The 13,948-nt window shown below is 61.9% G+C and carries 9 protein-coding genes; 2 read left to right on the top strand and 7 right to left on the bottom strand.

Features of this window, described 5'->3' with window-relative positions; all coding sequences use genetic code 11:
- Positions 1-32 precede the first annotated feature (32 nt).
- From kduI to MTP16_RS09225, 6 genes are all read right to left on the bottom strand, one after another.
- On the bottom strand, positions 33-863 hold the full coding sequence (gene kduI / locus MTP16_RS09250; protein ID WP_243518682.1) for a 5-dehydro-4-deoxy-D-glucuronate isomerase: 831 nt from the start codon (positions 861-863) through the stop codon (positions 33-35).
- 123 nt (positions 864-986) lie between these two features.
- The gene (locus MTP16_RS09245; protein ID WP_243518680.1) at positions 987-1,757 is read right to left on the bottom strand and encodes an SDR family oxidoreductase; all 771 of its coding nucleotides are present in this window, start codon (positions 1,755-1,757) and stop codon (positions 987-989) included.
- A gap of 385 nt (positions 1,758-2,142) precedes the next feature.
- Complete coding sequence (locus tag MTP16_RS09240; RefSeq protein WP_243518678.1) at positions 2,143-3,102, bottom strand: pectinesterase family protein; 960 nt, start codon at positions 3,100-3,102, stop codon at positions 2,143-2,145.
- 278 nt (positions 3,103-3,380) lie between these two features.
- Entirely contained in the window at positions 3,381-5,075 is a 1,695-nt protein-coding gene (locus MTP16_RS09235) for a sodium/sugar symporter (RefSeq protein ID WP_243518675.1), read from the bottom strand.
- Between the two features lie 284 nt (positions 5,076-5,359).
- A complete protein-coding gene (locus tag MTP16_RS09230) occupies positions 5,360-7,288 on the bottom strand; it encodes a glycoside hydrolase family 88/105 protein (RefSeq protein WP_243518672.1) in 1,929 nt (642 codons plus the stop codon).
- 84 nt (positions 7,289-7,372) lie between these two features.
- Entirely contained in the window at positions 7,373-9,736 is a 2,364-nt protein-coding gene (locus tag MTP16_RS09225; RefSeq protein ID WP_243518671.1) for a glycosyl hydrolase family 28 protein, read from the bottom strand.
- On the opposite strand from MTP16_RS09225, the gene MTP16_RS09220 reads away from it, so the two are divergent.
- Together MTP16_RS09220 and MTP16_RS09215 are read left to right on the top strand one after the other, a co-directional pair.
- Complete coding sequence (locus MTP16_RS09220; protein WP_243518669.1) at positions 9,735-10,145, top strand: hypothetical protein; 411 nt, start codon at positions 9,735-9,737, stop codon at positions 10,143-10,145. The two genes, MTP16_RS09225 and MTP16_RS09220, sit on opposite strands and share 2 nt — an antisense overlap.
- 13 nt (positions 10,146-10,158) lie before the next feature.
- Entirely contained in the window at positions 10,159-11,181 is a 1,023-nt protein-coding gene (locus MTP16_RS09215) for a T9SS type A sorting domain-containing protein (protein WP_243518667.1), read from the top strand.
- 224 nt (positions 11,182-11,405) lie between these two features.
- On the opposite strand, the gene MTP16_RS09210 is transcribed toward MTP16_RS09215, so the two are convergent.
- Positions 11,406-13,907, bottom strand: a complete 2,502-nt coding sequence (locus MTP16_RS09210) for a TonB-dependent receptor plug domain-containing protein (RefSeq protein WP_243518665.1) — start codon at positions 13,905-13,907, stop codon at positions 11,406-11,408.
- Between the last annotated feature and the right edge of the window lie 41 nt (positions 13,908-13,948).

Raw genomic sequence — 13,948 nt, 5'->3', positions numbered from 1 at the left:
GATATAATTGGGTGGGAGTTTTTAAAATCGGGTTAGCGCAGCGCGTCGAGCGGCACGGCGTCCATGTCGGTGTACTCGCGGTTTTCGCCGGCCATGCCCCAGATGAAGGCGTAGTTGCTGGAGCCGCAGCCCGTGTGGATGGACCACGGCGGTGAGAGAATGGCCTGCTCGTTGCTCACCCACAGGGGGCGCGTTTCGGTGGGCTCGCCCAGCAGGTGCAGCACGCGCTGGCCCTGGGGCAGGTTAAAATAGAGGTAGGCCTCCATGCGGCGGTCGTGGGTGTGGCTCGGCATGGTATTCCACACATTGCCGGGCTTGAGCTGCGTGAGACCCATCACCAACTGGCAGCTCTGGATGCCTTCCTGGTAGATGTATTTGTAGATGGTGCGCTCGTTGGCCGTTTCCATGGCGCCCATTTCCACGGGCGTGGCCTCGGCCTGGGTGCGGCGGGTGGTGGGGTGCACCGCGTGCGCCGGCGCCGACAGCAGGTAAAACTTGGCGGGATTAGCTGCGTCCACACTAGCAAAAGCCACTTCCTTGCTGCCCATGCCCACGTACAGGCAGTCCTGGTTGCCCAGCTCGTAGACCGTGCCATCCACGGTGATAGTTCCCGCGCCGCCCACGTTCAGGACGCCCAGTTCGCGGCGCTCCAGAAAGAAGTTGGCTTTCAGCGACTCCGGGCAGGGCAGCTGCAGGGCCGCGCCGGTGGGCTGGGCCCCGCCCACAACCATGCGGTCGTAGTGCGTGTAAGTCAGCTCGATTTCGCCGGGCGTGAAGATGTTTTCAATCAGGAAATGCTCCCGAATGCCGCTCGTGTTGAGCGTGGCGGTTTCGCGGGGGCCGATGGCAAAGCGCTGGGTCAAGGGAGTGTTAAATTTTAAGTGTTGAGTTTCGAGGGTTGAATGTTGAGTTGTTCGAGGTTGTCCTCCTTAGGGTCGTGGCTGAATTTTCATTCAACATTCAACCCTCAAAACTCAACACTTCAATTACCGTCCCATCCAGCCGCCGTCGACGGTGAGGATGGTGCCGTGCACATAGTCCGAAGCGGCCGAAGCCAGGAACACGGCCGGGCCGGCGTAGTCAGAGGGCAGGGCCCAGCGGCCGGCCGGGATGCGCGAGAGGATGGCGGCGCTGCGCTCCTCGTCCTGGCGCAGGGCGGCGGTGTTGTCGGTGGCCACATAGCCGGGCGCGATGGCGTTCACGTTCACGCCACGGCCGGCCCATTCGTTGGCCAGCGCCTTCACCAGGCTGCCCACGCCGCCCTTGCTGGCCGCGTAGCTGGGCACGTTGATGCCGCCCTGGAAGGTGAGCAGCGAAGCCGTGAAGATGATTTTGCCGGAGCCGTTTTGCAGCATCTGGCCGCCAATGGCGCGGGCCAGGCGGAAGGGCGCGTCGAGGTTGATGCTGAGCACGGCGTCCCAGTCTTCGTCGGAGTGCTCGGCAGCCGGGGCGCGGCGGATGATGCCGGCGTTGTTGAACAGGATGTCGATGACCGGAAAGTCGGCCTGTACCTGCTTGATGAAGCCCTGCAACTCTTCCAATTGGCCAAAGTCGGCTTGGTAGCCTTTGTATTCGCGGCCCAGGGCCTGCACGGCCAGCTCGGTTTCGCCGCCCTTGGGCATGTGGATGGACACGCCGATGATGTCGGCGCCCGCCTCGGCCAGGCCGAGGGCAATGGCTTGCCCGATACCCCGGTCGCAACCCGTAACGAGGGCGCGCTTGCCAGCCAAACTAAATGCGGAAGAGAAAGCAGTCATACGAAAGGACAATGCGAAGGAGAAAGAGTAGTTGAAATCCGCAAAACTACCTACTTGAAGGTGGCTTTGCTTTATAAAGATTTCACCAGCCCCTGCCAAAAGCAAGAGTTGGACAATCTATTTTCGCGCAATCGTTGCCGGGAACGATGCCATAGGCCAAATCTCCGGGCCTCATCATATCTAAAACGGCTTTGCAAGGTCGAAAACCGCTAAAATCCATCTTTTACCCAGCATCGAAGCGGCGCTGCCTCAAATTGAATTTTTCTAACAAACAGGGCTTTGAAAAATCTTGCCTGCGTTGCCTTATTATAAATAGTTGGGCCGGCAGCCGAACCCCGAGGGAACAGCTGCCGGCCCAAATGCTTGCTGGCGGTGTCCGGCCGGCTTACTCCACGCTGGCGTTGGGGTCCCAGTTGCCCAGCACGCTCTCGCGGGTGTAGAAGGCGGCCTGCTGCGGCGTGAGCTGGCGTGACCACAGGATGCGCGCCTTGGGCGCGGCACCCGGCCCAATGGACTTGTACTCGGCGAAAAAGGCGTCTTGTTTGTTGCTTTCCTTGCCCCAGTGGTCCCAGCCCTTGGGCTTGATGATGTTGGCGAGCTCGCAGCTCAGCAGCACGGTTTTGCCGGTGGGCTTCCAAGGGCGGGCAATGAAGTAGGACTCGGGCGGGGCTTCGCCGCCAATCTTGCAGCGCTGCATCACGATGCCGTAGCGAATGCTGTCGGGCGTGGAAGCGGCGATGATGACGGTGCCGCCGGTTTTGCAAAACAAGGTGCAGTCCTCAAGCCAAGCCGTGGCCGAGCCCAAAATGTAATCGGTGGTGCCCTCGATGTAGCAGTCTTTGTAGTACTGCCGGCTGCCGTAGCCGTACACGTATAGCGTGTCGCGGAAGCCCAGGAAGCGGCAGCCCACAAAGCGGGCGCGGTCGCCGTACACCCACATGGCGGGCCCCTGCCCTACCGTACCGGCCGTGTTCTCGAAGGTGATGTTTTCGGCCGAGAAGTCGGCGCCAAATACCCGGAACGTGGAGGCCTCGGAAGTGCCCAGGGGCTCGCCGTTGGCGGGGGTGCGGCCGTTGTAGTCGTCGAAGGTGAGGATGGTGGTGTTCACGTCCTCGCCCTTGAGGCGCACAAAGTTCTTCTTTTTGGCCAGGTTCAACTTCTCCTTGTAAATGCCTTTGCGGATGAAGATGACCGTGGGCGTGCGGTTGTTCAGGGGAACGGCATCGAGGGCGGCCTGTACGGTGCGGTAGTTGCCGGAGCCGTCCTGGGCCACCACCACGTTTTTGGTTTGGGCAAAGCCGGTGAGGCTGACGAGCAGCAAGACAAACAGTAGAAGCTTAGACATAGCTAATGGGTGGGATTGGGAAAAAGAAATAAGCCACGAGGGACTAAATTGGGTAGGCGAATTTAAGAAGTTATTCCCAACCAGTCCTAATTTATATTCGCCAGACCTACGATTTTGCCAGTTTCACTAAAGAATAAGCCTATTTCAATTATAAAAATAACCTTCCTGCCCAACTAATGCGCACAGCCTTCGGCAATGGCCTAGACGCAGGTGTGGCCCGCCGGCTTTCGCCAACGGGCCACACGGATGATGAGTGCCTAAAAGAGCAATCTGGCTGCCTACCAATAGATGGTATAGAGCGTGGTGAGAATGACCACAATGGCCGCCGTACCAATCACAAAGCTGGGTTGTGGCTTGAACATGCTGCTGTCCACTTCCAGGCCCTTGGGCTTCACGCCGCGGGCGTTGTCAATCAGGCTGATGATAATCATCATGATGATGCAGATGACGAACACGAAGCCCATGCGGTCGAGAAAGGGAATTTCGTAGACGTTGGAGCCGGCGGGCTTCACGGCGAAACCGAACGGCGCTAGGAACGACAAATCCGTGTAGGTGGGTAGGAACTTGAACAGCACCGACAGCAGGAAGCCGCCGATGGTGGCAAAAAGCGCGGCCGTAGAGGTTGTTTTCTTCCAGAAGAAGCCCAGGATGAACATGGCGAAGATGCCCGGCGACACGAAGCCGGTGTATTCCTGGATGTACTGGAAACCGCCTTTCTTGTCGATGCCCAGGTGCGGCGCAATGAGCACGCCCAGAATCATGGCCACCACCACGGCGATTTTGCCGGTGGCTACCAGCTGCTTCTCCGTGGCGTCGGTTTTGAACACCTTGTGGTACACGTCGAGCGTGAAGATGGTGGCAATGGAATTGGCTTTGCCAGCCAGTGAGGCCACCACGGCGGCCGTGAGGGCGGCGAAGGACAGGCCTTTCAGACCAACCGGCAGGATGTTGAGCAGCACCGGGTAGGCGCGGTCGGGGTTGAGGTCGGCGCCGGAGCCAAATTCGGCGGCGCCAAATACGTCCTGCTTGTAGAGCACGTAGGCCGCAATGCCAGGCAACACCACAATCACGGGCATGAGCAGTTTGAGGAAGGCGGCAAACAAAATGCCCGAGCGGGCCGTGGGAAGGTCGGCGCCCAGGGCGCGCTGGGTGATGTACTGGTTGCAGCCCCAGTAGTTGAGGTTCACAATCCACATGCCGCCGAGCAGCACGGTGAGGCCCGGCAGGTCGAGGTAGTGCTCGTTGTCGCGCTTGAAAATCATCTGGAAGTGGTCGGAGGCGTGCTCGGTCATCAGGTTGAAGCCGCTGATGGCGCCGCTGGTGCCGTAGTGCTCGGCCACCAGATTCAGGGCCAGGTAGGTGGTGGCCAGGCCGCCCAGAATCAGGAAGAACACCTGAATCACGTCGGTGAAGCCAATCACCTTCATGCCGCCCAGCGTGATGATGACGGCGAAGCCCGCCAGCATGTACATGCAGAAGGTCAGGTTGAGGCCCGCGATGCTGCTGATGGCGATGGCGCCGAGGTAGAGAATCGAGGTCAGGTTCACCACTACGTAGAGGGCCAGCCAGAACAGGGCCATAATCATGGCCACCGTGCCGTTGTAGCGCTGGCTGAGAAACTGCGGCATGGTGGCGATGTTATTCTTCAGGTACACCGGAATGAAGAACACGGCCACGATGACCAGCGTAATGGCCGCCATCCACTCGTAGGTGGCAATGGCCAAGCCCATGGCGAAGCCCGAGCCCGACATGCCCACGAACTGCTCGGCCGAGATGTTGGAGGCGATGAGTGAGGACCCAATGGCCCACCACGTCAGGGAGCCTTCGGCGAGGAAATAGTCTTTGGAATTGCCCTCCAGGGTGCCGTCGTGGCCGGTTTTGCGCCGGTATACCCAGATGCCGTAGCCGGAGACGATGATGAAGTAGACGAAGAATACGATGTAGTCAATCGTACCGAGGGTGTGTTGGTTCATTGAAAGAAGAGTGGGAATTAAGGCGTTGGTTTGTTGCCACACGCCGCCGGACGCAGGGTTGACGAAGCTATGGGAAAGTAATGTTCCGGTAAAAAAACGGCTTCTGAAAGGTTTTTTTCAAATCGAGCCGATTCAACCAGCACATTTTTTCGCAAACGGTTGCGACGCGCAGCTATCGGTTTCGATTGCATAGCATCTTGAGGGTAAACATTTTACGCATGAGGCCAATAAAAAAAGCCGGGCAAGCCCGGCTTTTTCGCTGACGTCCAATGAGTAAGCACTCGCTACTTGCCCAGCAGCCAGGTGGCGAGGTCCTTCCCGGCCTGAAAATTTTCAAAACTTGCCGGAATCTTGCGACCGTCCACATACTCGTTGTACAGCCACGGGTCGCCGAGGATGAAGACTTTGCCCTTGCCCAGCCGGGCCGTGGCCATGATGACTTTGCCATTGTTCGTCACCAGCGGCTGGGCCGGCGCGGCCACCGACAGCACCGACAGCTCCTTCACATAAGCTGTGCCGGCGTTCTTGAATACGGCTTTGCCGGAAGTCAAATCGACCTTGCCTTGCTCGAACTGCGCGCCCTGCACCATGTTCACACTTTGGGCGGTGAACTGCACGCCGAAGTTTTTGGCCAGTTCGTTGAAGCGCTTGGTTTCGCAGTTGGCCGTGTCGTTGGCCAGCAGCACGAGGGTGCCACCGCCCTTCACCCACTCGGTGATAACCTTGCTGTCGGCGGGCTGCACGTAGTTGGGCTTGGGCGACTCCTTGCGTGAGTCTGGGTCCACGATGATGTACACGCTCAATGGCTTGAGGCTGGCGGCCGTAGGCGCAGCGGGCACGGCTACGGTGCGGGCGCCCAGCTCGCGGAACTGCGCGCCCCACAGCCAGAAACCGCCGTGCTGACGCTCTTCCCAGGTGTAGTGCCACTGCTCCTGCTCGCCGGTGAGCGGGCTTTTGCGCATCTCGTGGTTGAAGAAGTAGTCCAGGCCCACGGTTTTGCCTTGGCCGATGCCAGCCTCGGCCGCAATTTCCATCTCGGTGCTGGCCAGGATGAAGGGGCCCACACCTTTCAAATCGTTCTTGCGCAGTGGCTCGGTGAGGTAGTAGTCGAAGGTGCCGTCGCGGTAAGGCTTGCCACCCAGGCCGCCCACGCTCACGGTGCCGTTGTAGGCCAGCGCGCCATTGGCCTCGGTGGCCACGAAGGTTTTCAGGATGCCCTCGTAGCCCTTTTTGGCCACAGCCGCGTATTTCTTATCGAGGTAGCCCAGGCGCACGCCCTTGGCCAGCGCGTATACGAACATGCTGCTGCCGGAGGCTTCGGCGTAGTTGCCCTTGCGGCCTTCTTGGCCCATCACCAGGCTCCAGGTGCCGGTTTTGGCGTCCTGGTACTTGGCCAGCACGGGCGCCAGGCGCTGCAGGGCTTTCACGAGGGCAGGCCGTTGCGGATGGTTGGCGGGGAAATAGTCGAGCACGTCGACCAGGGCCATGCCGTACCAGCCCACGGCGCGGTCCCAGAAGCTGGGGCTCTGGCCGGTGGTTTTGTTGGCCCAAGGCTGCTCGCGGCTTTCGTCGTAGCCGTGGTAGAGCAGGCCGGTTTTGGGGTCGACGAGGTGCTGCTCAATCAGCGCAAACTGCTTGGCCACGTCATCGAGCCCGGCGGGCTGGTTGAACACGCGGCTGTACTCGGCATAGAACGGCGCGGCCATGTACAGGCCGTCGAGCCACATCTGGTTGGGGTAAATTTTCTTGTGCCAGAAGCCGCCCTCCTTGGTGCGGGGCTGGGCGTCGAGCTGCTTGCGCAGCAGCTGTGCGGCTTTGATGTACTTGTCCTGCTCGGGCACCGCCGACAGCTGGCTCAGCAGCAGCAGCCCGCGGCCGGGCGTCACGTTGTCGAGTTGGAACTCCTCGGCCTTGTAGGTGCGGATGCTGCCGTCCTTCTGCACAAAGCGGTTGAGGTCTTTCTGAATGTAGGTGTAATAGCAGGCGTCGCCGGTCCGCTCCCACACGCGCTCCAGGGCCGTGTACATCAGGCCCTGCTCGTAGTTCCAGCGGCTGACTTTCGCATTGCCCACCACGATGGAATCAGGATTCCAGGAGATAAACGCATCGGCCATGCGCTGCGAGTACGGCTTGGTGGCCGTTTGGGCAGCGGTGGTTTCGCTGAGCAGCGCCAGCCCCAGGAACGGCAGCAGGAAGCGGGAAGGGTGTTTCATAAATGGTTATCTAAGCAGGACGTCATGCAGAGCGCAGCGCTCTGCATGACGTTCTTTTTCGTTCTGTTTCGTTCGGTTGATACTTTACCGCTGGGCCACGCTTACCGTTTTCTTGGCCAGCTTGTCGCCCAGTTGCACGTCTTTTTTGGCCTTCTTGGTGTCGGTGTTGGTCAGGCGAATGTCCTTGCTGCGGTCGCCGGTCACACGCAGCAGCAGCTCGGCGCCGTTGGCGTAGCGGATGCCGTCGAAGGCGAGGTTTCGGCTGTTTTGCACCTCCATCACTGGCGCGGTATCGGCCGAGAGCAGGGTCACGTTTTTCAGGCGAATGTTCTCGGCTTCCTGGCACACAAGGCCTTTTTTGCTTTCGAGCACTGCGTTTTCGATGCTGATGTCCTTGATGCTCATTTCGGGCAGGCCGCGCACCAGGATGCCGGTGTTGGCGCCCTTGCAGGTCACGTTTTTGATGCGGAAGGTTTTGAACTGCGGCGTGCCCTCATTCAACGGCATCGCCGCGATGACGGGCGGCGCCGAGCTCTCACCAGCCATAGGCACGGGGTCTTTGGCCGCATAGTACATGTCGAACAGAATGGCTTCGCCGGCAATATTGGTCATATCGACGCCATCCACAAAGATGTTCTCGACCACGCCCCCGCGGCCCCGGGCCGTTTTGAAACGCAGCCCCACGTCGGTACCGATGAACGTGCAGTTGCTCACGTAGAGGTTGCGCGCGCCGCCCGACATCTCCGAGCCAATCACGAAGCCGCCGTGGGCGTGGTACACCTTCGTGTCGCGGATGATGAAGTTTTCGGTGGGCACACCACGCTTACGGCCCTGCTCGTCGCGGCCCGATTTGATGCAGATGCCGTCGTCGCCCACATCAAACGTGCAGCCCTCTACGATGCCGTTGCGGCACGATTCCAGGTCCAGCGCGTCGGTGTTTTGGCCGTACCAGGGGTTGCGGGCCGTCACGTTGCGCAGGGTAATGTTTTCGCAGAGCAGCGGATGAATGGTCCAGGCCGGTGAGTTCTGAATTACGAAGCCTTCGAGCAAAATCTGCTTGCAGCGCGTGAGGCTGAGCATGTTGGGCCGCAGGTAGTCGCGGATGTCATCAAATTCAGCCGCGTTGAGGCTGCTGCGCTTCTGGCCCGAAGCGGCCATCAGGTTGCCCTTGAGCGAGCTGGCCGAGGGGTACCAATAGTCCTTTTTATCATTGAGCACGCCGCCCGATTCCAGCAGGCTTTTCCACTGCGTCTCGTTGAGCTTGCTCTTCTTCACGGGCCGCCAGGCATCGCCGGCGCCGTCGAAGGTGCCGTTGCCGGTGATGGCAATGTTGGTCAGGTCCACGCCCGAAATGGGGGCCTGGCTGCGGATGGCGTCCTCCCCTTCCCAAGTGGTTTTCACGAGTGGGTACTGGCTGCGGTCGGCGGTGAACTGCACCAGGGCGCCGGTGGCCAGGTGCAGGTTCACGTTGTTTTTCAGCACAATGGGGCCGGTCAGCCACAGGCCTCGCGGTACCAGCACGGTGCCGCCTCCCACAGCGCAGGCATCGATGGCCTTGCGGAAGACTTCGGTGTTCAGGGTCTGGCCGTCGGCCACGGCGCCGTACTTGGCCAGGTTGAAGGTGTCCTTTTTGAACGAAGGTGCCAGTACCACCGGCAGGTCGGCCAGCAGCTTGCCCTCGAAGGGCGTGCGGCTGAGGTGGCTGGCCAGCCCCAGGTGCTGGGCCTGCACGTCTTCGGCCACCAGCTGGGCCACGCGGGCGGCGCCGTACTGCGAGAAGTGGGTGTTGTCGTTCTTGGCCGGCGGCACGGGGTTGGGCTGGTAGTAGCCGTTTTGGTAGCTCCAGAACAGCGGCCGGGTGCCGGCCTCGCCCAGCTGCGAATACATCTTCCAGCTTTGCTCGTGCAAGTCAATCAGCGGCACCTTCTGCGCTTTGGCTACCTCGCGCACCACGCCGGGGTATTCGCCGTGGTCGTCTTTGCGCTGGCCTTTGTCGTCGAAGTAGCGGCGGCCCACCGGCGTGAGCAGCACGGGGTTGGCGCCTTTGGCCTTGGCCTCCTGCACAAATTTGGTGAGAAACTGCCGGTACGTGGTCTGGGCCGGGGCGGCGCGCACGCTGTCATCCAGCTTTGAGTCGTTGTGGCCGAACTGGATAAACACCCAGTCGCCGGGCTTCAGGCCTTCGAGCACCTTGGCCCAGCGGCCTTCGCGGTAAAAGCTTTTGGTGCTGCGCCCGTTTTGGGCCGTGTTGCGGATGACGACACTATTGTCGAAGTACTGGCCGAACTCCATGCCCCAGCCACGCTCGGGCTTGGTCAGGTCGGCCTTCTCAGCCATGGTCGAGTCGCCCACCAGAAACACCTGGGTTTGGGGCGCAGCCGCCGGTTGGAAAGCTACCGAAAGGGAAGCCGCCAGCCCGGCCAGCAGCATCATCGAAGTTGATTTCATGGGAATTGAAGAAGGGGCTAAATCCGATGATTTTGCCCGTGCGATTAGAAGCAAGGGCAGAGTTGCCCTAACAATATTAGGCCCGTTCGCAGGTCTTCGGCCCCTCATTTCGGCGGGCCATGCGCCTTTTTTTGCGCAATCGTTGCCGGGAACGATGTCAGATGCAGCCTCAATCAGAACCGATGCCGACGTTTTGGACTCGCCACGCGGTTTCCCAACTTATTCAGACGGGAGACGGCCTGCCCACCTGTTTCCGAAACCGTTCCCGGCAACGATTGCGCAATTAAAAGAAACCCAAAGCTTGCGTTATGCGCTAGAGAGTGGACAGCTTGCACAAGCAACGACTCCCCATGCCCTGAAGTCAGCGACTTCTTGTACTTCTCATATTCTCGCTTTCATTTTCACTTAACACACAGATTACAATGAAAAATCATCTACTTTCTGCCCTATTACTAGTAGCGGGCTTGGGCCTGGCAGAAACAGCCGCTGCCCAAACGCAGGTTTTTGTGCAGTGGCCCTTAAAGCGCAACGCTTCGGATAGCGCGGCGGTGCGCTCGACGGGCGTGACGCCCGGTACGCCAATGCTGCGGCGCTATTTTATTTCGAACGGACAGGTTCCGACCGGGGCAGCAGCGTTTGCGCCCTATTCCAGCGTTGGCCAAGCTTTCGGCGTGAATGCTGACGGCAGCGGGTGGAGCTCCACGGCTCCTTCCATGGGTCCGGGCGGCTCGCCCCGTCGCGGCTTCTCTGAGCAGTTCTCGTTTACGGCCACCTCGGCGGTACAGGTCGACTCGATTCTGTTCAGCGCTGCGGTGGTGAGTTCGGCCAACGGCAAGGTGGCGGTGGCGTACTCGCGCAGCAATTTCGTTTCCGATTCCACCGACATCACCGGCGGCAAAGGCCCCACGGGCGTGCTCCCGAGCACCGGCAATGCAACGTTCGGCCTGAGCTCCACCGGCGGCACGGTGAACACGGCCGTGAACGGGGCTGTGGTACCGCAGTACGTAGCCGGGGCTCCAAGCTCGGCCACTACCTTCCGCCTGGCCCTGAACGGTGCCACCGGCCTGGCAGTGCCTTCGGGCCAAACGTTGAGCGTACGCCTCTACTTCGGCGTCGCCAGCACCGGCGTTGGCCGCTACGTATTGCTGCGCAACGTGACCCTGAAAAGCCGTCAGGTTGCCCTGGCCGCCCGCTCGGCCGTGCAAACCAATCTGGCCGTGTACCCCAACCCGGCGCAAAACCAGCTCAACGTGCCCCACACCGCTGCCAGCCGCGACGCCCGCGTGACCGTGTTCAGCACCACCGGCTCTAAAGTGGCCGCTTTCGTGGCCCAAGCCGGCAGCACCGAAACGGCGGTTGACCTGAGCGCCCTGCCCAAAGGCCTCTACCTGGTAGAGTACGCCGACGGCACGCAGCGCAGCAGCGCCCGCATCGTGAAAGAATAGCTTTTTTGCTACGCTTGCTTCTGGAAAGCGCCCCCGGCTCGGCTGGGGGCGCTTTTTTGCGTTTAGCCCCAGCGAATGAATTCACCACCAGCCGTGGCGATGGTGTGATGAATCAGGCCACATGCAGGCACGTGTACCAGCAGCAGCCGGCTTATTAGCTAAAAAGCCCCGCTGTGGCGCACAGCGGGGCTTTTTGTAAAGTGATAATCGGCTGCGCGGCTGGCCTATTTTCCGCGCACCGTAAAGTTGCTGGAACTGCCTAGCGCGGGCTGACCGTCGGTGCTTACGCCCTCGGCAACGGCTTGGAAGGTGCCGCTGCCATCGGCGGTGAAGAAATGGAGCTCGGCCTGGCCATTGGCATTGGTGCGCACCAGGGGGTTCCAGTAGAGGGTGCTGGTGCGCGGGTCGGCCGGCGGGTTGGTGAGCAGGGCGTTGTAGCGGGGCTGGTAGAACTCGCGGGTGGCGTAGAAGCCGGGCAGCTTCACGGTGGCGATGCCGGGCGCGGGCGGCAGGTCCTTGCCCTTGTAGTTGGGGTCGGCGCGCTTGGTGTAGACGGCAATGGCCCCGCCGCTGCCGCCGAAAAGTGCGGCCTCGGCGCCCTTGAACACCTCCACCGCTTGCACATCCGACGAACTCAGGTTGCTGATGGCGTCGATGTCTACCTTCATGCCGTCCAGGATGAACTGCGGGCTGCCGCTGCCCCGAATCTGGACGTTGACGTTGGGCGGATTGCCGGTGATGGTCAGGCCCGCCACCCGGCCCTGCAGCAGCAGCAAAATGTTCATGCCCGACTGTGCGGCCGGCATGTCGGCAAAGTCGATGACAGTGCCGCCGACGGCGCCGTAGAGGCGGCGCGGGTCGTCGCGCGGCACGGGTTCGCGCTTGGCCGTCACGGCCACGTTGCCGAGGTTGATGTTGCGAATCGCCTTTTCGGGGTGCAGGTCCAGCTCCGCGGCCTGGGCCTGGCGGCTGCGCTTCACGAATGTGGACACGGCGGCCGGCGCGGCCGAGAGCTGGGGCAGCAGCGGCAGCGGCCCCCCCGTGGGGTCGGGCCCGAAATCTGGCTTGATGAGAACGTTGGCACCGCCCTGGGAGCGCCGCGCCTGCAGCGTGATAACGGCCGTATCGGCCACGGGCACGCCGGCAAAGCTGAAACGGCCGTTGGCGTCGGTGGCACCGGTGGTTATCACCTTGCTGGGGCGCATCTGCAGGTAGGTGAGCTGGCTGTTGGGGACGGGGCGGTTGCCGTTGGCACTCACTATCTGGCCCACTAGGCTGATGTCGCGCTCCGGGGTGAAGTGCTGGGGCGGGCCCTGGCCGGCCAGCACTTCCTTCCACACAAAGCGGCGCCAGCCCTGGGTGAGCAGCAAATCATCGAGGGCCTGGGCGGTGGCCGCCGAGGGCTCGCGGAAGTAGTAGCCGGGGCTTTCGACGTAGCCCACCAGGTCCGACGTGAGCAGCAGGTTGGTGGCAATGGTTTCGGCCTGCGGGTCGAGGGCCGTCAGGCCAGCATCGCTCACGCCCAATGAGAAATTGGTGGCCACGGGCTTGCCAGCCGCGTCGGTCACGCGCACGTTGAGCTGCACCGGGGCGTGGGGCCCGTAGCTTGCCTGGTCGGGCGTCACGCTGATGCGCAGCGGGCCGGCACCGTTCTGCACGAAAGCCAGGCGCTCGCACTGCGGCGCCCCCTGCCCGTCGAACAGCGTGAAGTGGACAATACCGCTGGGGTAGTTTTTCTTGGGCATGCGCCAGCTGGCGGGCGCGTCGGCGGTGAGGTTGCGGGGGCCGGGGTAGGCCACCACGCCGCGCACCTCGGTCATGAGCACCACGGCGCCGGGCGTGCCGGTGCCCCGGTAGCGGGCCTCCACCAGAAAGTCGTCGGGGCTTTCCACCACGTGCAGGGTGTAGCCGGTGGGCTGTACGGCCGGCAGCGGGTAGTCGGCGGCTGTGCCGTCGGGCAGGGTGAAGCGGGCGTGGTAGCGCTGCCCGGCGCCGGGCACGAAGGAAAAACGGCCCATACCGGCGTGGCGGGTGCTGTAGGCCGGCGCCACCACGGCGTTCTGAGCGTTCAGAATCTGGCCTTTCACGGCCAGGCCGCGGCCGGTGGCGTCGGTTGCTTTCACGGCCACCACGGCGGGCAGGCCTTCCACGAGGTAGCCCCCTTCGGGAAAGAACTGGATGTCGGGCTGGCCGGGCTTGGCCACGCGGCGCACGTTGCTGCCCGCGCCGGCGGGGGTGCTGGTGGGTACGTCGGGCGGGCTCAGGGGCGAGGCAGGCCACACGTTGAGGCGGCGGCTGTAAATAAAGTTTTCGCCAGCATTGCGCATCCAGTTGGTGTAGGCGCGCAGCACGTAGGTGCCGGCCGCGAGCGAGTCGGCAATGTCGATATCGCCGGCGGCGCGGCCGCCCTGCAGGCGAATGGTGCGGCGGGCCACCACCTTGCGCTGGGGCGAGAGCAAATCGACGTGCAGCACCGAGCTGAGCGAATCGAGCTGGTGGCGCGAGGCATCCACCACGTAGGCGCTGAACCAGATGGTTTCGCCGGTGGCGTACACCGGGCGGTCGAGGTGCAGGTAGGTTTTTTCCTGGCGGGCGGTGGTGTAGTATTCGCCCAGCTGGCGCGCGATGCGCTGAATCAGCGTTTCGTCGGTGGGCCGGGGGCGAAACGCGGAAAGGGCCGCGCCACCAGCCAACAGGGCAGCAAAAAGTGCTTTGGGCAAGCGCATGAGCAGAAGGGAATCGGTGGAAGCGGAAAAGGTAGGCCGGC

This window comes from Hymenobacter monticola (assembly GCF_022811645.1).
GTDB lineage: Bacteria > Bacteroidota > Bacteroidia > Cytophagales > Hymenobacteraceae > Hymenobacter > Hymenobacter monticola.
The sequence above is the reverse complement of the archived record's forward strand: the minus strand, read 5'-3'. Positions and strand labels throughout refer to the sequence as shown.

Bases quoted from the DNA above. Each gene is read 5' to 3' on its own strand.
- MTP16_RS09245 (WP_243518680.1), bottom strand. From the start codon at position 1,757: ATGACTGCTTTCTCTTCCGCATTTAGTTTGGCTGGCAAGCGCGCCCTC.
- MTP16_RS09240 (WP_243518678.1), bottom strand. From the start codon at position 3,102: ATGTCTAAGCTTCTACTGTTTGTCTTGCTGCTCGTCAGCCTCACCGGC.
- MTP16_RS09235 (WP_243518675.1), bottom strand. From the start codon at position 5,075: ATGAACCAACACACCCTCGGTACGATTGACTACATCGTATTCTTCGTC.
- MTP16_RS09230 (WP_243518672.1), bottom strand. From the start codon at position 7,288: ATGAAACACCCTTCCCGCTTCCTGCTGCCGTTCCTGGGGCTGGCGCTG.
- MTP16_RS09220 (WP_243518669.1), top strand. From the start codon at position 9,735: ATGGGAATTGAAGAAGGGGCTAAATCCGATGATTTTGCCCGTGCGATT.
- MTP16_RS09225 (WP_243518671.1), bottom strand. From the start codon at position 9,736: ATGAAATCAACTTCGATGATGCTGCTGGCCGGGCTGGCGGCTTCCCTT.
- MTP16_RS09215 (WP_243518667.1), top strand. From the start codon at position 10,159: ATGAAAAATCATCTACTTTCTGCCCTATTACTAGTAGCGGGCTTGGGC.
- MTP16_RS09210 (WP_243518665.1), bottom strand. From the start codon at position 13,907: ATGCGCTTGCCCAAAGCACTTTTTGCTGCCCTGTTGGCTGGTGGCGCG.